General features: G+C 67.1%; 18 protein-coding genes, 1 tRNA gene and 2 pseudogenes. 8 read left to right on the top strand and 13 right to left on the bottom strand.

Features of this window, described 5'->3' with window-relative positions:
- Positions 1 to 254 precede the first annotated feature (254 nt).
- Positions 255 to 1,133, top strand: a complete 879-nt coding sequence (locus AC1DKV_RS08685) for a pirin family protein (protein WP_441649700.1) — start codon at positions 255 to 257, stop codon at positions 1,131 to 1,133.
- 52 nt (positions 1,134 to 1,185) lie between these two features.
- Here the strand turns inward: AC1DKV_RS08685 and ybiB are convergent, their stop codons facing one another.
- The 5 genes from ybiB to AC1DKV_RS08660 form a co-directional block, all read right to left on the bottom strand.
- On the bottom strand, positions 1,186 to 2,199 hold the full coding sequence (ybiB, locus tag AC1DKV_RS08680) for a DNA-binding protein YbiB (RefSeq protein ID WP_441613736.1): 1,014 nt from the start codon (positions 2,197 to 2,199) through the stop codon (positions 1,186 to 1,188).
- A 104-nt stretch (positions 2,200 to 2,303) separates the two neighbouring features.
- The gene (locus AC1DKV_RS08675) at positions 2,304 to 3,107 is read right to left on the bottom strand and encodes an ABC transporter ATP-binding protein (RefSeq protein WP_441613735.1); all 804 of its coding nucleotides are present in this window, start codon (positions 3,105 to 3,107) and stop codon (positions 2,304 to 2,306) included.
- Between the two features lie 18 nt (positions 3,108 to 3,125).
- Positions 3,126 to 4,064 carry a nitrate ABC transporter permease gene (ntrB, locus tag AC1DKV_RS08670; protein WP_441613734.1) on the bottom strand — a complete coding sequence of 313 codons (939 nt, stop codon included), beginning with the start codon at positions 4,062 to 4,064 and terminating at the stop codon, positions 3,126 to 3,128.
- Positions 4,065 to 4,126: 62 nt separating this feature from the next.
- Positions 4,127 to 5,446, bottom strand: coding sequence for a CmpA/NrtA family ABC transporter substrate-binding protein (locus tag AC1DKV_RS08665; RefSeq protein WP_441649699.1), 1,320 nt, complete (start codon positions 5,444 to 5,446; stop codon positions 4,127 to 4,129).
- Between the two features lie 351 nt (positions 5,447 to 5,797).
- A complete protein-coding gene (locus AC1DKV_RS08660; protein WP_441613732.1) occupies positions 5,798 to 6,445 on the bottom strand; it encodes an ANTAR domain-containing response regulator in 648 nt (215 codons plus the stop codon).
- A 197-nt stretch (positions 6,446 to 6,642) separates the two neighbouring features.
- Here AC1DKV_RS08660 and AC1DKV_RS08655 point away from each other — a divergent pair, with 197 nt between their 5' ends.
- A complete protein-coding gene (locus AC1DKV_RS08655) occupies positions 6,643 to 7,344 on the top strand; it encodes a fumarylacetoacetate hydrolase family protein (RefSeq protein ID WP_441613731.1) in 702 nt (233 codons plus the stop codon).
- 6 nt (positions 7,345 to 7,350) lie between these two features.
- Complete coding sequence (gene maiA / locus AC1DKV_RS08650) at positions 7,351 to 7,995, top strand: maleylacetoacetate isomerase (RefSeq protein WP_441613824.1); 645 nt, start codon at positions 7,351 to 7,353, stop codon at positions 7,993 to 7,995.
- A gap of 77 nt (positions 7,996 to 8,072) precedes the next feature.
- On the opposite strand, the gene ftsY is transcribed toward maiA, so the two are convergent.
- The gene (gene ftsY / locus AC1DKV_RS08645) at positions 8,073 to 9,236 is read right to left on the bottom strand and encodes a signal recognition particle-docking protein FtsY (protein WP_441649698.1); all 1,164 of its coding nucleotides are present in this window, start codon (positions 9,234 to 9,236) and stop codon (positions 8,073 to 8,075) included.
- 60 nt (positions 9,237 to 9,296) lie between these two features.
- Here ftsY and AC1DKV_RS08640 point away from each other — a divergent pair, with 60 nt between their 5' ends.
- The 5 genes from AC1DKV_RS08640 to AC1DKV_RS08620 all read left to right on the top strand — a co-directional run bounded on the left by AC1DKV_RS08640 (position 9,297) and on the right by AC1DKV_RS08620 (position 13,918).
- Positions 9,297 to 10,823, top strand: coding sequence for a M16 family metallopeptidase (locus tag AC1DKV_RS08640; protein ID WP_441613729.1), 1,527 nt, complete (start codon positions 9,297 to 9,299; stop codon positions 10,821 to 10,823).
- 19 nt (positions 10,824 to 10,842) lie between these two features.
- Positions 10,843 to 12,204: a M16 family metallopeptidase gene (locus tag AC1DKV_RS08635; protein WP_441649697.1), complete on the top strand. Its 1,362-nt coding sequence runs from the start codon at positions 10,843 to 10,845 to the stop codon at positions 12,202 to 12,204.
- A 55-nt stretch (positions 12,205 to 12,259) separates the two neighbouring features.
- The gene (rsmD, locus tag AC1DKV_RS08630) at positions 12,260 to 12,889 is read left to right on the top strand and encodes a 16S rRNA (guanine(966)-N(2))-methyltransferase RsmD (protein ID WP_441649696.1); all 630 of its coding nucleotides are present in this window, start codon (positions 12,260 to 12,262) and stop codon (positions 12,887 to 12,889) included.
- Between the two features lie 214 nt (positions 12,890 to 13,103).
- Positions 13,104 to 13,589: a pantetheine-phosphate adenylyltransferase gene (gene coaD, locus AC1DKV_RS08625; protein WP_441613726.1), complete on the top strand. Its 486-nt coding sequence runs from the start codon at positions 13,104 to 13,106 to the stop codon at positions 13,587 to 13,589.
- A 68-nt stretch (positions 13,590 to 13,657) separates the two neighbouring features.
- Positions 13,658 to 13,918: a YfhL family 4Fe-4S dicluster ferredoxin gene (locus AC1DKV_RS08620; RefSeq protein WP_441613725.1), complete on the top strand. Its 261-nt coding sequence runs from the start codon at positions 13,658 to 13,660 to the stop codon at positions 13,916 to 13,918.
- Between the two features lie 91 nt (positions 13,919 to 14,009).
- Here the strand turns inward: AC1DKV_RS08620 and pth are convergent, their stop codons facing one another.
- From pth to AC1DKV_RS08585, 7 genes and pseudogenes are all read right to left on the bottom strand, one after another.
- Positions 14,010 to 14,603 (bottom strand): aminoacyl-tRNA hydrolase, encoded by a 594-nt coding sequence (gene pth / locus AC1DKV_RS08615; RefSeq protein ID WP_441649695.1) that lies wholly within the window; start codon positions 14,601 to 14,603, stop codon positions 14,010 to 14,012.
- 147 nt (positions 14,604 to 14,750) lie between these two features.
- Entirely contained in the window at positions 14,751 to 15,356 is a 606-nt protein-coding gene (locus AC1DKV_RS08610; RefSeq protein WP_441649694.1) for a 50S ribosomal protein L25/general stress protein Ctc, read from the bottom strand.
- Between the two features lie 104 nt (positions 15,357 to 15,460).
- Positions 15,461 to 16,414 carry a ribose-phosphate pyrophosphokinase gene (locus AC1DKV_RS08605; protein WP_441643146.1) on the bottom strand — a complete coding sequence of 318 codons (954 nt, stop codon included), beginning with the start codon at positions 16,412 to 16,414 and terminating at the stop codon, positions 15,461 to 15,463.
- Between the two features lie 99 nt (positions 16,415 to 16,513).
- Positions 16,514 to 16,590: transfer RNA gene (locus AC1DKV_RS08600), tRNA-Gln, on the bottom strand.
- 59 nt (positions 16,591 to 16,649) lie between these two features.
- Positions 16,650 to 17,420 (bottom strand): annotated as a pseudogene (ispE, locus tag AC1DKV_RS08595) (4-(cytidine 5'-diphospho)-2-C-methyl-D-erythritol kinase); the annotation flags it as partial.
- Position 17,421: 1 nt separating this feature from the next.
- Positions 17,422 to 17,991, bottom strand: a pseudogene (lolB, locus tag AC1DKV_RS08590) (lipoprotein insertase outer membrane protein LolB); the annotation flags it as partial.
- Between the two features lie 114 nt (positions 17,992 to 18,105).
- Positions 18,106 to 19,965 carry a tetratricopeptide repeat protein gene (locus AC1DKV_RS08585; RefSeq protein WP_441613719.1) on the bottom strand — a complete coding sequence of 620 codons (1,860 nt, stop codon included), beginning with the start codon at positions 19,963 to 19,965 and terminating at the stop codon, positions 18,106 to 18,108.
- Positions 19,966 to 20,066: the final 101 nt, after the last annotated feature.

Here is a 20,066-nt window from a genome sequence, read left to right as displayed (position 1 = left end):
ACTGCTAAGTTGGAGTCCTTATAGGGTTGATAGTTCCAGGTAATTGGCTTCTGTTTTCAAATAGCCTTTTTTCTGGCTTTCTTCCTGCTATGTGGAGCGACCACTATCCGGCAGCCCCCGCAACGCCATCGGACATTGATTAGAGGGGCGCCGCCGGTCCCGGTTCTGTCGCGCAATGAGATGCTGTGTTTCACCAGCGGCTACACTCTTTTCATTCATGCGGCCGTCAGCATCGGCCTAACCGGGGAAAATGCATGTCTGCTATCGAACACTTGCTCAAACCGCACGTACGTGACCTGGGCGACGGTTTTACCGTCAGCCGGGTGCTGCCGGCCGCGGCGGCCCAGACCGTGGGCCCGTTCATCTTCTTCGACCATATGGGGCCGACGGTGCTTCCGGCCGGGCAGGGGATGGATGTGCGCCCGCATCCGCATATCGGGCTGGCGACCGTCACCTACCTGTTCGAAGGGGAAATCCTTCACCACGACAGCCTGGGCAGCAAGCAGGTCATCAAGCCGGGCGACGTGAACTGGATGACGGCCGGCCGCGGCATCGCGCACTCGGAGCGCTCACCGCAGGCAGCCCGCGAGGCCGGTCCGCGCCTGCACGGCATCCAGACCTGGGTGGCGCTGCCCAAGGAGCACGAGACCGTGGAGCCTTCCTTCTTTCACCATCCTGCCGCGACCCTGCCCAAGCTCGAGCGGCCCGGGGTGCGGATGACGGTGATCGCGGGCGATGCGTTTGGGGCCGAGGCGCCCGTGAAGGTCTTCAGCCGCACGCTGTACGTGGCGATCGATCTGGAGCAGGGCGCAAGCCTCGAGATTCCGCCGGAGCATGCGCAACGCGGCATCTACCCGGTAGACGGCGTGGTCGCGCTGGATGGGGAAGTGTTGCCTGAGCGCCACATGGCGCTGCTGGTGCCGGACCAGACGGTCACGCTGACGGCCGAGGCGCCGTCGCGCGTGATGCTGCTCGGCGGCGACCCCACCGACGGGCACCGCTTTATCTTCTGGAATTTCGTTTCCAGCAGCAAAGATGCCATCGAAGCCGCATCCCAGCGATGGGAGGACGACCAGTTCCCGCGCGTGCCCGGCGAGGACGACCGCATCCCGCTGCCACAGCGCAAGCGCTGACGACGCTGACGACGCGGGCGCCGCCAGCCTCGCCTGCCGCCCCGTTCCCCGTTCAGACCGGGCTGGCCCAGGCCACGCGCGTGCCCTGCTGCAGGCAGCTGCGGATGGCCTCGACCTGCGTGGCGATCGGGGCCGGGACCGGCGCCTTGCCATCCAGCACGGAGCGGATCCAGGCCGCAGTCTGCGCGACGTCGTTGCCGGGTGGCAGTTCCGGCACCTCGCTGATCGAGCCCGCGGTGGGGTCGACCAGTGTGCGCTGGTGCCCGTCGTGCAGCCAGTCGATGCGGCCGCCGCGCCGCGCGTCGGCGACCACCTCGCCCTCGGTGCCGCGCGCCAGCAGCACATTGGCAGGCTCGCGCGAGAAGTAATCGGTCAGGGTCTCGCGGTACTCCGGATGCGTGTAGCTGTACAGGCGCAGGGCCTCGGCCGGCGTATGCGCGCCCACCGGCTGCAGCATCTTGACCACCGTGTGCGAGGAGTTGCGCAGGCCGATCTGCATGCGCCGGTCGAGCATGCGGGCCAGCGCCGGCGACAGCACATCGATCGGCAGCACGGCCAGCGGCCCGGGCTGCCCGGCCTTGGCGCAAAGCAGGGTTTCAGCCTCGGCCACCGTGGCGCAGGGCGCAATGCCCAACGCTTCGAACAGCGCGATGCTGGTCACGCGCCCGTTGAACTCCCGGGTGCCGTGGACCAGCACGGGATGGCCTTCGCGCGCCAGTAACATGGCCAGCAAAGGGATCAGGTTGGGTTGCTTGCGCGCGCCGTTGTAGCTGGGGATGGATACCACCACGCGCTCGGGCGGCGCGGCCAGCGGCAGGCAATGCGCGTGCGCGGCGTCCAGCATGCCGGCCAGTTCGTGCGGTGCCTCGCCCTTGATGCGATAGGCCATCAGCACCGCGCCCAGTTCGATATCGGCCACGCGACCGGCCAGCATGGCGTCAAACAGCGCCTGCGCGTCTTCGCGCGGCAGCGCGCGGGCGCCATTGACGCCCCGGCCGATCTCCTTGATGTACTTCGCCGCGGCGAAGGCGGCGGCGGGCTGGGGCGTGGAGGACGTATCGGTCATGGCGGGATGGGACAGTGTTGTTTGAGGTTCATGATAGCGGAGCGGGCCGGCCCTGCCCATGGCGGCGGCCGGCCCCGGTCAGTCACCTCGCCGTTCCGCGCCGGTCAGGCCGCTTCCTTCAGCGCAGGATTGCGCTGCTTGCGGTACAGGAAGTCCAGCACCGCGGTGCGGCAGGCGTGGTAAGTCTTGTCGTCGGCCAGCGCCATGCGTTCGCGCGGACGCGGCAGGTCCACCGGCAGCACTTCGCCGATGGTCGCGGCGGGCCCGTTGGTCATCATGACGATGCGGTCGGCCAGCAGCACGGCTTCGTCCACGTCGTGGGTCACCATCACCACCGTGCTGCGGGTCTTGGCGACGATCTTGATCAGCTCGTCCTGCAGGTGGGCCCGGGTCAGCGCATCCAGCGCGCCGAACGGCTCGTCCATCAGCAGCACCTTGGGCTCCATCGCCAGCGCGCGCGCGATACCCACGCGCTGCTTCATGCCGCCCGAGATTTCCTGCGGGTACTTGCTCTCGGCATGGGTCAGGCCAACCATGGCCAGCGTGTCATGCGTGCGGGCCTTGAGCTGCGCGCGGCTCTCGCTGCCGCCGAACACGCGTTCTACGCCGAGGTAGACGTTGTCGAAGCAGGTCAGCCACGGCAGCAGCGAGTGGTTCTGGAACACCACCGCACGGTCCGGGCCCGGACCGGCGATCTCGCGTTCGGCGCAGATCAGCGCGCCGCTGCTGGGGCGGTCGAGGCCGGCCAGCAGGTTCAGCAGCGTCGATTTGCCGCAGCCCGAGTGGCCGATCAGCGTGACGAACTCGCCGCGGGCGATGGTCAGGTTGACATCGCGCAGGGCGACGAACGGTCCCTTCTTGGTCTTGAAGGTCTGGCCCACGTTTTCGATACGGACGAACTTTTCCATGACGATCTCCCGGATGCCTTAGTTGCCGTAGCTGAATTTCCTGGCCAGGCTCAGCAGCGCGTATTCCAGCAGCAGCCCCACCACGCCGATGATGAAGATGGCGATCACGATGTGCTCGACCTTCAGGTTGTTCCACTCGTCCCACAGCCAGAAGCCGATGCCGGTGCCGCCCGTGAGCATCTCCGCGGCCACGATCACCAGCCAGGCGGTGCCGATGGACAGCCGCACGCCGGTCAGCATATAGGGCAGCACCGCCGGCAGCAGCACCCGCGTGAACACCTTCCACTCGGACAGGTCGAGCACGCGCGCCACGTTCAGGTAGTCCTGCGGCACGCGCGTCACGCCCACCGCGGTGTTGATCACCATCGGCCAGATCGAGCAGATGAAGATGGCCCAGATCGCCGCCGGGTTGGCGGCCTTGAACAGCAGCAGCCCGATCGGCAGCCACGCCAGCGGCGAGACCGGCCGCAGCAGGCTGATGATCGGCGCCATCATGGCGTTGAGAAAGGCAAAGCGGCCCAGCGCGAAGCCAGCCGGAATGCCGATCAGCGCGGCCAGCCCGAAGCCCGCCGCGACGCGCGCCAGCGACGCCAGCACATTCCAGCCGATGCCCTGGTCGTTGGGGCCGTTGCGGTAGAACGGGTCGGAAAACAGCGGCACGGCGGCGTGCCAGGTGGCGGCCGGGGTGGGCAGCGCAGGGCTCATCGTGGCCACGCCGTGCCAGAACAACAGGAACAGCGCAAAGCCGGCGACGGGCGGCATCGCCTTGAGCACGACGGCGCTGACGGCCTCGCGCCGCGCGGCGCGGCGCGCATCGGCCTGAGCCTCGAGCGCGCGGCGTTCGGCGCGCTCGTGCGCTTGCTGGTCGCCGAGCACGGCGAGTCCGGCGGTGCCGCCGGCGTCGGTGGAGGAGACTTGGTTGCCGGCATGTTCGGCCGGTCGAGCTAGTGCATTCACATCAGGCTCCTTCAGGCGCCGGCGCGTCGCCACGCCGGCATTCGGGCTGCAATCGAACCGGCTCAGGCTTTGATCTTGAATCCGTCGGCGTACGCCTTGGGGTCCTTGGTGGCATCCCATGTCACGCCGTCGATCAGGCGCGCCGTGCGGAAATCGCTCTTGGGCACCGGCACCTGCGCGGCTTCGGCCGCCTGCTTGTAGACATCGATGCGGTTGACCTTCTTCGCCACCGCCAGGTAGTCGGGGTGGTCCTTGAGCAGGCCCCAGCGCTTGTGCTGCGTGAGGAACCACATGCCGTCGGAGAGGAAGGGAAAGTTGGCGCTGCCGTCCTGGTAGAACTTCATCGAGTCCGGGTCGTCCCAGGTCTTGCCCAGGCCGTTGCTGTAGCGGCCAAGCATGCGGTCCAGGATGATGTCCATGTCGGTGTTGACATAAGACTTGGCGGCAATGGTTTCGGCGGTCTTGCGGCGGTTGGAGGCCGACGCGTCGATGTACTTCGAGGCTTCGAGCACGGCGGCCACCATGGCGCGCGCGGTGTTGGGGTACTTCTGCACGAACTCGGCCGTGGTGCCCAGGGTCTTCTCCGGGTGATCCTTCCAGATGGCCTGCGTGGTTTCCGCGGTGAAGCCGATCTTGTCGGCAATGGCGCGCGCGCCCCAGGGTTCGCCGACGCAGAAGCCATCCATATTGCCCACGCGCATATTGGCCACCATCTGCGGCGGCGGCACGGTGATGGCCTTGGCGTCCTGCATCGGGTTGATGCCGTTGGCGGCCAGCCAGTAGTACAGCCACATCGCGTGGGTGCCGGTGGGGAAGGTCTGGGCAAAGGTGTAGTCGCGCTTTTCCTTCGTCATCAGCGCCTTCAGGCTGGCGCCGTCCTTGACGCCTTTTTCCGCCAGCTTGGAGGACAGCGTGATGGCCTGGCCGTTGTGGTTGAGGTTCATCAGCACGGCCATGTCCTTCTTGGGCCCGCCGATGCCCAGCTGCACGCCGTAGATCAGGCCGTACAGCACGTGCGCGGCGTCGAGCTCGCCGTTGACCAGCTTGTCGCGCACGCCGGCCCAGGAAGCCTCCTTGGTGGGCGTGATCTTGATGCCGTATTTCTTGTCGAAGCCGAGCGTGCCGGCCATGACCACGGAAGCGCAGTCCGTCAGCGGGATAAAGCCGATCCGCACCTCGGGCTTCTCCGGCGCATCGGAGCCCGCCGCCCAGGCGCCGGCGCGCACCAGCGGGTCGACCAGGGTGATCACGCTGGCGCCGGCGATGGTGGCCAGCGCGCGGCGGCGGCCGCTGCTGGCGGGCACCGCGTCGGCGGCGGCCGTGCTGGCATCGTTGGCGACCGCGGCGTGCAGCGGCTTGGCAAGCTTCAGGCGAGAGGGCATTCCACGGCTCCAAATGAAAAGCGTCCTGAACCGCGCCGCTTTCGCCAGAATGCGGGGCAGGTCAGGACGCCGTTGTCCCGTGATGCGGCGCAGCCTTCGTTGGCGGCGCACATCGGATAGTGATCGGCCTTCGTTGGCCGTCATGGTATCTACGCAAGCGGCGTGCCATGCGTTCATTCGCCGGCGAGGGGCAGGTGCGGCAAAAGGCGGGCATCGGGCGCACGGCGACCGGGAAAAGGGAGGGAGGAATGCGGCGGGCCTGAGCGCACTCGGTGCGCGGCGTGCGCCGGCGCGGCGCCATGTTTGTGCAATGCACCAAGCCCGTGCGGGCCGGTTGCCGGCGCCGTGGGCTCAACTCATCACATCGATCACGCGCCGCGCGGCCTCGACCAGCTTGATGCCGCGCTCCATCGCCATGCTGCGCAGGCGCTTGTAGGCCTCTTCCTCGCTCATGCCGCGCTCCTTCATCAGCAAGCCCTTGGCACGCTCGACTTCCTTGCGCTCGGCCAGCTGCAGGCGCGTGGCATCCAGCTCGGCGCGCAGTTGCTGGTCCAGCTCGAAGCGCGCATAGGCCACATCCAGCACGGTCTTGACGCGCTCGGCGCGCAGGCCGTCGACGATGTAGGCGGTAATGCCCGCCGTGAGCGCCGCCTTGATGCGCTGGGCGTCGTCGTTGTCCGTGAACAGCACGATCGGCCGTGGCGCGTGCTGCGTCGAGACGCACACATGCTCCACGGTGTCGCGCGCAGCCGATTCGGAGGCGATGATGATGAGATCAGGCTGCCGTGCAGCGATGGCGTCGGGCAGGCGCATGTCCGCGTCCGCCGTCTCGATGTCGGTGAAACCCGCCGATACCAGGCCGGCCTGGATGGTCTCGACATTGAGCGGGTCCGCGTCGTGCGGATCGCGCACGAGCAAGATGCGCAGGCTGCGCGAACCCGCCGCGGGTGGCGTCGCGGGACGGGGCGGGCTGGGAGGGGCGGGAGGGCGTCGGGTCATGTTTCCATTGGCGTCGGGACTTGCCATGCAAGATCCGCGCCGACTACGTCTTTATTGTATTGCGGGGTTTCCCGCATTCAATGTCCGCCGGCGTACAAGCCCGAAGGGGGCGGTGTATGCTATTGCCCTGCTGCGCGGCAGGGCGTCTGCCGGCAACGCGCGGCCTGACAAACACAGTACAAAGTCTGGAGAGTTGGATGACCGAATTCGTATTCGCCCCGCCCGCGCCCACCGGCGTGCCCGTGCGCGGCGGCAGCGCGCAGTTCCCGGTGCGCCGGGTCTACTGCGTGGGCCGCAACTATGCCGCCCACGCCCGTGAAATGGGTTCGGACCCCGACCGTGAACCGCCGTTCTTCTTCTGCAAGCCCGCCGACGCGGTGAGCTATGTGGCCGACGGCACCGAAGGCAGCTTCCCGTACCCGCAGGGCACCAGCAACTGCCACTACGAGATCGAACTGGTGGTCGCCATCGGCAAGGGCGGCAAGGACATTGCCGAGGCCCACGCCGCCAGCCACGTGTTCGGCTACGCCATCGGCCTGGACATGACGCGCCGCGACCTGCAGAACGAATCGAAAAAGACCGGCCGCCCCTGGGAAACCGGCAAGGCTTTCGACAAGTCTGCACCGATCGGTCCGATCGTGCCGGTGTCCGCCATCGGCCATCCGGAAAAGGGCGCTGTCACGCTGGCCGTCAACGGCGCCGAAAAGCAGCGCGGCGACCTCTCCGACCTGATCTGGTCGGTGCCGGAAATGGTGTCCTATCTTTCGCGCCTGTTCGAGCTGCATCCCGGCGACCTGATCTACAGCGGCACGCCCGAAGGCGTGGGCGCGGTGGTGAAGGGCGACGTCATGCAGGGCAAGATCGAAGGCCTGGGCGAGCTCATCGTCAAGGTGGTCTAGCCCATGCTGAAGCTCTACAGCTACTTCCGTAGCTCGGCTTCGTACCGGGTGCGCATCGCGCTGAACCTGAAGGGTTTGCCGTACGACTACGTGCCCGTACATCTGCTGCGCGAGGGTGGCCAGCAGCTCCAGCCCGCCTACCGCACGCTCAATCCCGATGCGCTGGTGCCGACCCTGCTCGACGACGATCAGGTCGTGATGCAGTCGATCGCGATGGTGGAGTACCTCGACGAAACGCATCCCGAGCCGCCGCTGCTGCCCGGCAGCGCGCTCGACCGCGCCTATATCCGCGCGGTGGCGTTCGAGGTTGCCTGCGAGATCCATCCGCTCAACAACCTGCGCGTGCTGAAGTACCTCAAGCACACGCTGGGCGTGGCGGAAGAGGCCAAGGACGCGTGGTACCGCCACTGGGTCGAGCTGGGTTTCGAGGCGGTCAACACCAACCTGGCGCGTTCCGGCAAGGCAGGCCGCTTCTGCTTTGGCGACACGCCGACGCTGGCCGATGTCTGCCTGGTGCCGCAGGTCTTCAACGCGCAGCGCTTCAATATCGACGTGAGCCGCTATCCGGCGATCGCCAAGGCGTTCGATGCGTGCATGGCGCTGCCGGCTTTCCAGCAGGCCGAGCCGAAGGCGCAGCCGGACGCGGAGTAGCGCGCCGGCAGTTCAGGCGGCCGTATGAAAAAGCCCCGCAAGCGATTGCGGGGCTTTTTTTCCGCCGGCGCGGGTGTTCAGCCCAGCAGGGCTTCCGCGAACTCGTCGGCCCTGAACGGCTGCAGGTCCTCGACCTTCTCGCCCACGCCGATGAAGTAGACCGGCACCGGGCGCTGCCGCGCGATCGCGGCGAGGATGCCGCCCTTGGCGGTGCCGTCGAGCTTGGTCACGATCAGCCCGGTGAGATTCAGCGCGTCGTCGAACGCCTTGACCTGCGCCAGTGCGTTCTGCCCGGTGTTGGCGTCGATCACCAGCAGCGATTCGTGGGGCGCGCTCGGCATGGCCTTGGCGATCACGCGCTTGACCTTCTTGAGCTCCTCCATCAGGTGCAGCTGCGTCGGCAGGCGTCCGGCGGTATCGGCCATCACGATATCGATCCCGCGCGCGCGCGCCGCGTTGACCGCGTCGAAGATCACGGCGGCCGGGTCGCCGCTCTCCTGCGAGACGACCGTCACGTTGTTGCGTTCTCCCCAGATCGTCAGCTGTTCGCGCGCGGCGGCGCGGAAGGTGTCGCCCGCGGCCAGCAGCACGGACTGCCCGTAGCTCTGGAAATGCTTGCAGAGCTTGCCGATGCTGGTGGTCTTGCCGGCGCCGTTGACGCCCGCGATCATCATCACCATTGGCTGTTCGCGCCCCAGCTCCATGGTCTTCTCGAGCGGGCGCAGCAGGTTGGTGAGCAGCTCGCGCAGCGCAGTCTTGACGCCTTCGGAGGTCTCGATACGCTCGCTCTTGACGCGCCGGCGCAGCTCGCCCAGCAGGTATTCGGTGGCCTCAACTCCCGCGTCAGCCATCAGCAGCGCGGTTTCCAGCTCCTCGAACAGGGCTTCGTCGACCTTCACGCCGACGAACAGCGTGCCCAGGTTGCGGCTGGTCTTGGACAGCCCCGTGCGCAGGCGCTGTACCCAGCCACGCCTGGCCTCCTGGCTGGCGGCCGGAGGCGGTGTCAGGACCATTTCCTCGCCAGCGGGGGGCTCGGGCAGCCTTGCCGCCGGCATGGGAACGGGCGCCGGGGGGGGAGCCGCCACGGGTAGCGCAGGGGCCACCGGAGCCGCCACCGGGGCTGCATTCGGGGTCGGCGCGGGCGCCGTTACCGGGGCCGGTGCGGCCGCGGGCGCGGGGCTTGGCGCCTCGACTGGCGCACCGGCCGGCTCGGCCTTGCGCTTCTTCCAGAAACTAAACATTGGGAAAGGGGTCAATACCCCGGTAGAATCAATCGCCAAAATTCTAGCAGACGGGGTCGCATGAACCATTGTGCTGTCAGCTCCAGGCCGGGCACCGCCCGTGCCGCATCGCCGGCCGCCGGTGCCGGCGCCAGCCGCGCCGGCGCTTTTGCCCGGCGCCTCCTTCCCGTCCTGCTGATCAGCACCCTGCCCTGGTTTGGCGCGGCCTACGCGCAGACCGGCGTGGTGGCGCCGCCCCTGCCGACCGGCCAGGCCACCGCCTCGCAGAGCGCGGCAGCCGATGCGGCCACCACCGAATTCACGCTGTCCAACGGCATGCGGGTGATCGTCAAGGAAGACCATCGCGCGCCCACCGTGGCCCACCAGATCTGGTATCGCACCGGTGGCATGGACGAGGTCAGCGGCACCACCGGCGTGGCGCACATGCTCGAACACATGATGTTCAAGGGCACGCCCAAGGTCGGCCCAGGCGAATTCTCCAAGCAGATCGCCGCGCTGGGCGGGCGCGAGAACGCCATGACCAACCGCGACTTCACGCTCTACTACCAGCAGATCAGCAAGCAGTACCTGCCGCGCATGATGGAGCTGGAGGCCGACCGCATGGCCAACCTCATCATCAAGAAGGATGAGTTCGAGCGCGAGATGAAGGTGGTGATGGAAGAGCGCCGCCTGCGCACCGATGACTCCGCGCGCGGCACCGTCTACGAGCAGCTGCTGGCCACGGTATTTACAGCGGCGCCTTATCGCCACCCGGTGATCGGCTGGATGGACGACCTCGTCAACATGCGCGTGGAAGACGTGCAGGCCTGGTACCGCGACTGGTACGTGCCCAACAACGCGCTGCTGATCGTCACCGGCGATGTCACCGCGGCCGAAGTCAGGAAACTGGCCGAGCGCACCTATGGCAAGCTCAAGCCGCGCGCGCTGCCGCTGCGCAAGACGCAGCTCGAACCGCTGCAGAAGGGCGTCAAGCGGGTCTGGGTCAAGGCGCCGGCCGAGAACCCCTACGTGGTGATGGCGTACAAGGTGCCGCGCCTGCACGATGTCGACAAGGATGTCGATCCCTACGCGCTGGAAGTCCTGTCGGCCGTGCTCAACGGCTACGACAATGCGCGCCTGACGCGCGACCTGGTGCGCGAGCGGCGCCTGGCCGACGACGTCAATGTCGGCTACGACAGCGTCAACCGCGCCGAATCCATCATCGTGCTCGACGGCACCCCGGCCGCCGGACATACCACCGAGGAGATCGAGCGCGCGCTGCGCGACGAAATCGCCCGCATCGCGCGCGAGGGCGTCTCGCCCGAGGAGCTCAAGCGCGTCAAGGCGCAGGTGGTGGCCGCGCAGATCTACAAGCGCGACTCCGTGTTCGGGCAAGGCATGGAGATCGGCGTGTCGGAGATCTCGGGCATTTCCTGGCGCAAGCTCGACCGCATGCTGGAGCGCATCAAGGAGGTAACGCCGGCCCAGGTGCAGGCGGTGGCAGCAAAGTATTTCAGCGACGACAACCTGACTGTGGCGACGCTGCTGCCCCAGCCGATCGATCCCAACAAGAAGCAGGCACCGGTCGACGCCGGTGCGCTGCGCTGAGTTTCCAAGAGGACCGAAGATGCCTCTCTTTGCCCCGACGATTCCGTCGCCGCGCCTGCTGCGCCGCCTTGCGGGCGTGGCTTGCGGCGCGCTGGTCATGCTTGCCTCGCAGGCCGCGCTGGCGGCCATCCCGATCGAGCAGTGGACCACATCCACCGGCGCGCGCGTCTACTTCGTGCGCAGCCCGTCCATACCCATGCTGGACGTCAACATGGATTTCGACGCTGGCAGCCGCTATGACCCGCCCGGCAAGGCGGGCCTGGCCACGCTCACTTCGGCCCTGCTCGACAAGGGCGCGGCGGCGCAGGACGGCCAGCCTGCCCGCAACGAGGCGCAGGTGGCAGACGCCTTCGCCGATACCGGCGCCGATTTCGGCGGCGCCGCCAGCGGCGACCGCGGCGGCATCGGCCTGCGCACGCTCACCAGCGAGCCGGAGCTGAGCCAGTCGCTGGCGCTCGCCGCGCAGCTGATCAAGGCGCCGGCCTATCCGGATGCCGTGGTCGCGCGCGAGAAGCAGCGCCTGATCACCGCCATCCGCGAAGCCGACACCAAGCCAGGCGTGATTGCCGACAAGATGGTGTCGCGCGCGATATACCCGGCGCACCCCTATGGCGTTGCGGCCACGGTGGCCTCGGTGGAGTCCATCACGCGGGCCGATCTCGAGCGTTTCTGGCGCGACAATTTCGCCGCGTCGCGCGCCGTCGTGACGCTGATCGGCGCGATCGATCGCAAGCAGGCCGAGACCATCGCCGAGCAGCTCACGCGTGGCCTGCCCGCCGGCGCCACGCCGCCGGCCATGCCGCCGGTACAGCTCAAGATCGCGGCCAGCGAGCAGCGTGTGCCTCATCCGGCGCAGCAAGCCACGGTGGCGATCGGCCAGCCCGCCATCGCCCGCGGCGACCCGGACTATTTCCCGCTGCTGGTGGGCAACTACGTGCTCGGCGGCGGCGGCTTCAGCTCGCGCCTGACCGACGAGGTGCGCGAGAAGCGCGGCCTGACCTATGGCGTGGACAGCTACTTTGCCCCGGCCAAGCAGGCCGGCCCCTTCGGCATCGGCCTGCAGACCAAGAAGGAGCAGACCAACGAAGCGCTGGCGCTGGTGCGCAAGGTGCTCGCGCAATACGTCGCGGAAGGTCCGACCGACGCCGAGCTCAAGGCCGCCAGGGACAATCTCGTCAACGGCTTTCCGCTGCGTATCGACAGCAACCGCAAGCTGCTGACCAATGTGGCCAATATCGGCTGGTACGGCTTGCCGCTGGACTACCTGGACACCTGGACCGCGCAGATCGGCAAGGTGACGCGCAGCCAGGTGAAGGACGCTTTCCAGCGCCATGTGCATCCGGATGCCATGGCGACCGTGATCGTGGGCGGGCCGGAGTGAGGCTTGCTCCGAGATGCGGCGCGCGGTCGGCGTCCGCAGGCTCTACAATCACGGCATGAATTCGCGTACCCGATCTCCTTCGCCCGCCGCCGGCGGGCCATCCTCAGCTCCTGCGGCGCGGCGCTCGCCCACCCAGGTCCGCATCATCGGCGGCAGGTGGAAGCGCACGCCGCTGCCTGTGCTCGACGCCGAAGGCCTGCGTCCCACCCCCGACCGCGTGCGCGAGACCCTGTTCAACTGGCTCGGCCAGGACATGTCCGGGATGGCCTGTCTCGACCTGTTTGCCGGCTCCGGCGCACTCGGCTTCGAAGCCGCTTCGCGCGGGGCGATGCAGGTCACCATGGTGGAATCCAATCCGCGTGTGGCGAAACAGTTGCGAGACAACCAGTACAGGCTGGATGCCCAGCAGATCCGCATCGTGCAGGGTGATGCTTTCGCAACAGCGGCGCAGATGCCGGCCTCGAGCTTCGATGTGGTCTTCCTGGATCCTCCCTTCGCGCAAGACTGGCTCGGCCCGGCGCTGGAGCATGCGGCCAGGCTGTCGCGCCCGGGTGGCGCGGTCTACGTGGAAACGGACCGGGCCCTGATCGGACCCGACGCGCCAGTGCCGGCCGCGCTGGAGATCGTGCGGCATGCCCGCGCCGGCGCCGTGCACTTCCATTTGCTGCAGCACAAGACGAACTGATCCGCGCGGGCCGGCGCGGCGTGACCGGCCATCGCACGCTAGATGCGGCACCGCCGCGAAACCATCATCCGGCGGCTTCCAAGTGCCGCGTTTAGGGTTACACTACGCCGCTGTCGCCAACGCTCGTCACGCAGCCTTGGTTCCAGCCCTCACCATAGCGGGCGGGGCCAAGCGGTCCATCCAGGACCGGCAACGGGCAGAACAAGGAGGAAGCATGGTCGTCGCGGTCTACCCCGGCACTTTCGATCCAATGACCCGGGGCCACGAGGATCTGGTGCGCAGAGCGTCCAATATCTTCGATGAGCTCGTGGTCGGCGTGGCGCAGAGCCCCAACAAGCGCCCATTCTTTGCACTGGAAGAACGCATCGGAATCGCCCGTGAAGTACTGGGCCACTATCCCAACGTGCGCGTGGAAGGCTTCTCCGGCCTGCTCAAGGATTTCGTCCGCAAGAACAACGCACGGGTGATCGTGCGGGGCCTGCGCGCGGTCTCCGACTTCGAGTACGAGTTCCAGATGGCGGGCATGAACCGCTACCTGTTGCCCGATGTGGAGACCATGTTCCTGACACCGTCGGACCAGTACCAGTTCATCTCCGGCACCTTCGTGCGCGAGATCGCGGTGCTGGGCGGCGACGTCAGCAAGTTCGTGTTTCCTTCGGTGGAGCGCTGGCTTCAGGAGAAGATCGGCAAAGCGGAATAGAATAGAAGCTTGCGACATGCGAACCGCGGCCAGTCGGGCGCGGCACATGTCCAGGTCAAGGAAATTGTATGGCACTGATGATCACCGACGACTGCATCAATTGCGACGTTTGTGAGCCGGAGTGCCCGAACGAAGCCATTTCGATGGGGCCCGAGATCTATGAGATCGACCCCGGCAAATGTACGGAATGCGTCGGACACTTCGATGAACCGCAATGCCAGCAGGTTTGCCCCGTGGCTTGCATCCCGCACGATCCGGCACGGATCGAATCGCGGGATACGCTGATGGAGCGTTACCGCCTGCTGACGGCGGCCAAGCGGGTCGCCTGAGGCGGCTTGCCAGGCTGGCAGCAAAAAACCCCGGCACCGGAAGGTGGCGGGGTTTTTTTTGTCTGGCAGCCGGCTGCGGTGCGTCCGACGCCTAGCGTCCCGTGTGCAGCTCGAGCATGGCGCGCTCGCTCTCGCCCCTGGCCAGCAGCGACAGCGGTGCGATGCAGCGGTCGATGGCTTCGTCGATGGCTTGCTGCTCCTCGCGACGCGGTGGCTTGAGCACATAGTTGACCACGTCCTCGCGGCTGCCGGCGCCGCCGGGGGCATTGCGCGGATGCCCCACGCCGAGGCGCAGCCGCCAGTAGTCCTGCGTGGTCAGGTGCGCGGCGATGTCCTTCAGGCCGTTGTGGCCGCCGGCGCCGCCGCCGCGCTTGAGCTTGACGGTGCCGGGCGGCATGTCCATCTCGTCATGGGCCACCAGGATCTCGTCCGGCAGGATCTTGTAGAAGCGCGCCAGCGACACCACCGCCAGCCCGGAGCGGTTCATGAAGGTGGACGGCTTGAGCAGCCAGATCTCCTGGTCCCACAGGCGCGCGCGCGCCGCCAGGCCGTGGAAGCGGCCTTCCACGCGCAGCGTGACGCCGCCCATGCGGGCCAGCTGGTCGACCAGCCAGAAGCCGGCATTGTGGCGGGTGGCTTCGTATTCCGCCCCGGGATTGCCGAGGCCGACGATGAGTTTGATCATGCGTTGCACTACTTGGGTGAGGGCGGCCAGAGGCCAAGCATACGCGAAACCGCTCGCAAACCGGCGAGCGAAAAAAAGCCGCCGGACACGCCGGCGGCTTCTTCTTGCGGTCGCTGCCACGCAGCCAGCAGGCTGCGTTCAGGCAACTCAGGCAGCAGGCGTTTCGCCGCCTTCCTTGGCTTCCGACACGCCGCCGGCCGGCAGCGAGATGCTGGCGATGGCGGGGTTTTCGTCGCCGTGGGTGATGGCGCTCACACCCTTCGGCAGCTTCACGTCCGACAGGTGCAGGGTCTGGCCCAGTTCTGCGTTGGCCAGGTCCACTTCGATGAACTCGGGCAGGTCGGCCGGCAGGCACGACACTTCCAGTTCGTTCAGGATGTGGTTGACGATGCCATGGCCCAGCTTCACGCCGGGGGCGTTTTCCTGGTTCATGAAGTGCAGGGGCACCTTGACGTGGATCTTGTCAGCTGCCGACACGCGCTGGAAGTCGACGTGCAGGACCAGCGGCTTGAACGGGTGCATCTGGAACGCACGCAGCAGGGCCTTCTCAGCCTTGCCTTCCACTTCCAGGTCGAGGATCGACGAGTGGAACGCTTCCTTCTTCAGGGCGTGGAACAGTGCATTGTGATCCAGTTCGATCATCTTGGGTTCGGCGGCGCCGCCGTAGATGATGCCCGGGGTCTTGCCGGCATTGCGCAGGCGGCGGCTCGCACCCGTTCCCTGTACGCTACGCTCGAAAGCTACTACTTTCATGATGACTCCAAATGTAAGAGGGCTGTCCGCGACCAGACAGCCCGATGAAGCGGCATGCAAAGGCTGATTCGCCCTAGCCTACCGCAGTAAAGCCTTGGATTCTATCAAGAATCCGCAAACAGCGACATGATCGAGTCGCCCTTCACGATCCGCGTGAAGGTCTCGGCCAGCAGCGAAGCGGTCGAGAGCTGGCGGATCTTGCCGGACTGGATGGCGTCGTCGCGCAGGGGAATGGTGTCGCACACCACCACTTCGTCCAGCTCGGAGTCCGCGATGCGGGCAGCCGCGCCACCCGACAGCACCGGGTGGGTGCAATACGCGAAGACCTTCAGCGCGCCGCGCTCCTTGAGCACCTGGGCCGCCTTGCACAGCGTGCCACCGGTGTCGATCATGTCGTCCATGATCACGCAATTGCGGCCGTCGACTTCACCGATGATGTTCATCACCTCGGCCACATTGGCCTTGGGGCGACGCTTGTCGATGATGGCCAGGTCGCAGTTCAGCTGCTTGGCCAGCGCACGGGCGCGCACCACGCCGCCGACGTCCGGCGAGACCACCAGCAGATCGCCGTAGTTCTTCTCGCGCAGGTCGCCCAGCAGGACCGGGGAAGCGTAGATGTTGTCGACGGGAATATCGAAGAAGCCCTGGATCTGGTCGGCGTGGAGGTCCATGGTCAGGACGCGCTCGACACCGGCGACTTCCAGCATGTTGGCCACTACCTTGGCCGAGATCGCGACGCGCGCCGAACGCGGGCGGCGGTCCTGGCGGGCATAGCCGAAGTACGGCATGGCCGCGGTGATGCTGCGTGCCGAGGCGCGCTTGAGCGCATCGACCATCACCATCAGTTCCATCAGGTTATCGTTGGTCGGCGCGCAGGTGGACTGCAGCACGATGACGTGCTTGCCGCGAACGTTTTCCTGGATTTCAACTTGGACTTCGCCGTCGGAGAACCGGCCGACCTGGGCTTTCCCGAGCGGGATGCCGAGGTGCTGCACGACAGCCTCCGCGAGTTTGGGGTTGGCGTTGCCGGTAAAAACCATCAAGCCTTCGCTGCTCATTCGGTGCACCTGTCTTGCTGCTGGAGGGGGGAAAGATTGCTGCCGGCTAGTGCCGGCAGCTTTTTCGTGCAGGTCCGTTAGGACACTATAGGAATGTAATGGCAGGGGAAGAAGGATTCGAACCTTCGAATGCCGGAATCAAAATCCGGTGCCTTGACCAACTTGGCGACTCCCCTACACAACCGGGTCCGTCCATCGTCACATACAGCCAGCGTGACGCCGAACGAAAAACTTTCTAAGCGAGTGCTGCGAGCGGGTGGCGCGATAAACTCCGCGCACACTTGCCATCCCATCCGGGAGGCAACCGGTCTAGTACCTGCTGCGCTGTCTGCTCGTCATCAAACCGTGCAAACACGCAGGCTCCGGAACCGGTCATCCTTGCATGGGGACTGAATTGTCTCAGCCATTCAAGGGCTCGGGCAACTTCGCCGAACTTCGCTGTTGCTATCGTTTCCAGATCGTTGCGACCGAAAGCGAATTTGTTTGTGCAAGCAGCGAAGACCGCAATTATGGAGAGGGGCGTATCCCTTGTCAACAGTTTGTCCGAAAAAATTTCTGGAGTAGGGACGTGCTGGCGCGGATGGACGATCACGAACCAGCTGTCGGGCAGTTCCACCGTGGCCAGTTCTTCGCCGATGCCCTGCGCGAAGGCGTTCTCCCCGTGCAGGAAAAACGGTACGTCGGCGCCCAGCGCCAGCCCGATGCGCTTGAGTTCCTCGCGCCCCAGGCCGAGTCCCCACAGGTGGTTCAGGGCCATCAGCGTGGTGGCCGCGTCCGACGAGCCGCCGCCGATGCCTCCGCCCATTGGCAGGCGCTTGTCGATGGCGATGTCGGCGCCGAAGGCGGTGCCGCTGGCCTGCTGCAGCGCGCGCGCCGCGCGCACGATCAGGTCGGAGTCCGCCGGCACGCCGGGCACGTCGGTCACGCGCTCGATGCGGCCGTCGTCGCGGCGGCGGAAGTCCAGCGTGTCGCTCCAGTCCACCAGCTGGAACACGGTTTGCAGCGTGAAGGCGCACCGACAGCGGGCTGCTGTCGCCGTCGCGTGCCAGGTCGATGCGGCGCGGCTGCTGCGCGGCCGACTCCTGCCAGGCGACATAGCGCACGGTCCAGCCGTTCTGCGCCAGCGTGGCGAGGCGCCCGCTGTCGTCGCGGGTGGTGCGCGAGGGGCTGCCCGGCGCGGGCCTGGCGTGCAGCCAGTCGCGCATGCCAGCCACCGGCAGCGAAAAGCCCAGGGCTTGTTCCAGCAAGCTATCCACTTCGGGGGCGTTGCGCGGCGCCTGGTTGGGCAGGTCGAGCGTGGCGCCCGAAGGCGTGGAGGTCACCACGGCCAGGGTCTGGCCCAGCGGCGAGATCAGGTCGAGCCGCACGTTGCGGCCCTGCTCGTGCCACTGGAAGCTGCCCTGCACGCCTTCCTCGCGGCCGTAGCGCACGTAGTTGGCGGCAAAGCGGCCTTTGAGGTCGTGCACCTGGGCGGTCTCGCCGGCATCGAACTGGCGCGTGGGAGTGATGCTGGCACAGGCCGCGAGCCACAGGGGCGCGGTCAGGCCCAGCAGGGCTAGGCGTCGGGAAATGGGCATAGGCATCTTGCGCCCGCGGCGCCACCGCGGGCGCCGGGCCATCCTCCCGGCGCGGGCCGGGAGGACAGGGTGCGGATTATCGAAAGCTGGACGGAAAGGAAGGTGATCGAGGGCTTACTTGGACAGCGCGGAGACCGGCACGTTGTAGCGGCGCAGGGTGTCGATCAGGATCACGTTGTCGGGCTCGATCTTGGCGGCCTCGGTCCAGGTCTTGCGCGCTTCGTCTTGCTGGCCGAGTTGCCACAGGACCTCGCCCAGGTGGGCGCCGATTTCGGCCTCGGGCGCCTTGGCGTAGGCGTTGCGCAACAGTTCGGCCGCCGGCTGGAGCTGGCCGAGGCGGAACTTGACCCAGGCCAGGCTATCCATGATGTAGGGATCGTCCGGGCCCAGCGCCGAGGCTTTTTCCAGCAATTGCAGAGCTTCGGGCAGGCGCACGTTGCGGTCCGCCAGCGAATAGCCGAGCGCGTTGTAGCCTTGCTTCTGCTCGGGCTGCATGGCGATCACCCGGCGCAGCAGCTTCTCCATGCTGTCGTAGCGCTTCTCGCGCTCGTCGAGCATGGCCAGCTCGTAGACCCAGTCCGGGTTCTCGGGCTCGGCCGCGGAGCGTTCTTCCAGCACCTTGCGGGCACGGTCGTAGGCCTTGGCGTCGATCAGCATGCCGACCTCGGCCTGGCGGATCGCGGTCATGCGCTGGGCGCGCTGGTCGGGCTCGGCAATATCCTCGGCATCGGCCAGCATGTCGTTGAAGACCGCCTGGGCATCGTCGAGCTTGCCCATGCGGCCCAGCAGCTGCGCGCGCTTCACGGCGGCGGCGGGCGCCAGGCGGCTGTCGTCGATCCGGTCGAGCCAGGCCACCGCGGCCGGGTAGTCCTTCTTTTCCTCGGCGATCTGTGCGAGGTACTGGTAGGCGATATCCGGGCTCGCCGAGGGCACCTGCTCGGCCAGCTGCAGGTACTCCTTGAGGTATTGCTCGGCCTCGTCGTAGCGCTTGGACTGCAGGCTGGTCAGCCCGAGCGCGAGCGGCACGCGCGGATCCTTCGGTGCGATCTTGCGCAGGGTCTCGAACTCGGCGCGCGCGGATGGCAGGTCATTCTGCAGCAGGTACAGGCGAGCCAGCGTGATGTGCCCGTTGACCGAAGCCGGCGCCTTGCTGACGAACGACTTCAGGCCGGCGATGGCCTGGTCTGGTGCGGTATCCGCGCGCAGTTCGGCAGCCATCAGCGCCGCGGCTTCGTAGTCTGGCCGGATGCGCTGCGCCTCGTCGAGTTCGGCGAGGGCGCCGGGGATATCGCTGGCGGCTTCCTTGGCCCGGGCCAGTGCCAGGTGGGTTTCGGCCGAGCGCATATCGTCGGCCACCAGGCGCTGCAGCAGGGCCGCGGCGCCGGCGGGATCGCTGGTGCGCGACAATTGCTGCTGCATCTGCAGGACTGCCTCCGGCCGGTGGCTCGGCGGCACGCCATTGAGCTGCAGCGCGAGCAGGGGCTCGGCCTCGTCCCACTTGGCGCTCAGCACCAGCAGGGTGGACAGCACCTGGCGCGCACCGGCCGAGGTCGGCGCGAGTTCGGTCCACAGCCGCGCGGCATCCAGCGCCTGCTGCGCGCTGCGTGCATTGAACGCAATCTCGGTGGCGCGTTGCGCGAAGCGCGGGTCGAGCGTATTGCGGGCCAGTTCCATGTAGGTCTGGTACGCCGGGCCGATCACCCCGCGCTGCACGGAGATTTCCGCGGCCAGCACGCGGTACAGGATATCGCCGGTCAGCGACACGGCCGGCAGCGGCATCCTGGGCGGCAAGGGGCTGGAGCGGATGGGCGCGGGTGCGGCCTCCGCCGCCAGCGTGAGCGGCCGCTTGCCCTCGGCGGGCGCAGCATGGCCGGCGAGCGGCGCCAGGGCACAGACCGCAAGCGCGGCCGCAGCGGTAGCCGCGAGCCTGTGACGCAGGGGCCGCCGGATAAGGGTGGAGTCAGCGGTGGTCATCGTGATACGGTCCAGGCGGTCCGGCATGTGGGGGGGTGCTCCAGCACGCAAAAGCGCAAATGCAATGGGAAAGTTAAAGGCATTGTAGCCTGCCGCTACAA

The organism is Cupriavidus sp. 05T41 (assembly GCF_056396525.1).
This window is presented reverse-complemented; position numbering and strand designations above follow the sequence as displayed.

Excerpts from the sequence above, each read along its gene's own strand:
- AC1DKV_RS08685 (WP_441649700.1), top strand. The coding sequence starts at position 255 with ATGTCTGCTATCGAACACTTGCTCAAACCGCACGTACGTGACCTGGGC.
- ybiB (WP_441613736.1), bottom strand. The coding sequence starts at position 2,199 with ATGACCGATACGTCCTCCACGCCCCAGCCCGCCGCCGCCTTCGCCGCG.
- AC1DKV_RS08675 (WP_441613735.1), bottom strand. The coding sequence starts at position 3,107 with ATGGAAAAGTTCGTCCGTATCGAAAACGTGGGCCAGACCTTCAAGACC.
- AC1DKV_RS08665 (WP_441649699.1), bottom strand. The coding sequence starts at position 5,446 with ATGCCCTCTCGCCTGAAGCTTGCCAAGCCGCTGCACGCCGCGGTCGCC.
- AC1DKV_RS08660 (WP_441613732.1), bottom strand. The coding sequence starts at position 6,445 with ATGACCCGACGCCCTCCCGCCCCTCCCAGCCCGCCCCGTCCCGCGACG.
- AC1DKV_RS08655 (WP_441613731.1), top strand. The coding sequence starts at position 6,643 with ATGACCGAATTCGTATTCGCCCCGCCCGCGCCCACCGGCGTGCCCGTG.
- ftsY (WP_441649698.1), bottom strand. The coding sequence starts at position 9,236 with ATGTTTAGTTTCTGGAAGAAGCGCAAGGCCGAGCCGGCCGGTGCGCCA.
- AC1DKV_RS08640 (WP_441613729.1), top strand. The coding sequence starts at position 9,297 with ATGAACCATTGTGCTGTCAGCTCCAGGCCGGGCACCGCCCGTGCCGCA.
- AC1DKV_RS08635 (WP_441649697.1), top strand. The coding sequence starts at position 10,843 with ATGCCTCTCTTTGCCCCGACGATTCCGTCGCCGCGCCTGCTGCGCCGC.
- rsmD (WP_441649696.1), top strand. The coding sequence starts at position 12,260 with ATGAATTCGCGTACCCGATCTCCTTCGCCCGCCGCCGGCGGGCCATCC.
- coaD (WP_441613726.1), top strand. The coding sequence starts at position 13,104 with ATGGTCGTCGCGGTCTACCCCGGCACTTTCGATCCAATGACCCGGGGC.
- AC1DKV_RS08620 (WP_441613725.1), top strand. The coding sequence starts at position 13,658 with ATGGCACTGATGATCACCGACGACTGCATCAATTGCGACGTTTGTGAG.
- pth (WP_441649695.1), bottom strand. The coding sequence starts at position 14,603 with ATGATCAAACTCATCGTCGGCCTCGGCAATCCCGGGGCGGAATACGAA.
- AC1DKV_RS08610 (WP_441649694.1), bottom strand. The coding sequence starts at position 15,356 with ATGAAAGTAGTAGCTTTCGAGCGTAGCGTACAGGGAACGGGTGCGAGC.
- AC1DKV_RS08605 (WP_441643146.1), bottom strand. The coding sequence starts at position 16,414 with ATGAGCAGCGAAGGCTTGATGGTTTTTACCGGCAACGCCAACCCCAAA.
- AC1DKV_RS08585 (WP_441613719.1), bottom strand. The coding sequence starts at position 19,965 with ATGACCACCGCTGACTCCACCCTTATCCGGCGGCCCCTGCGTCACAGG.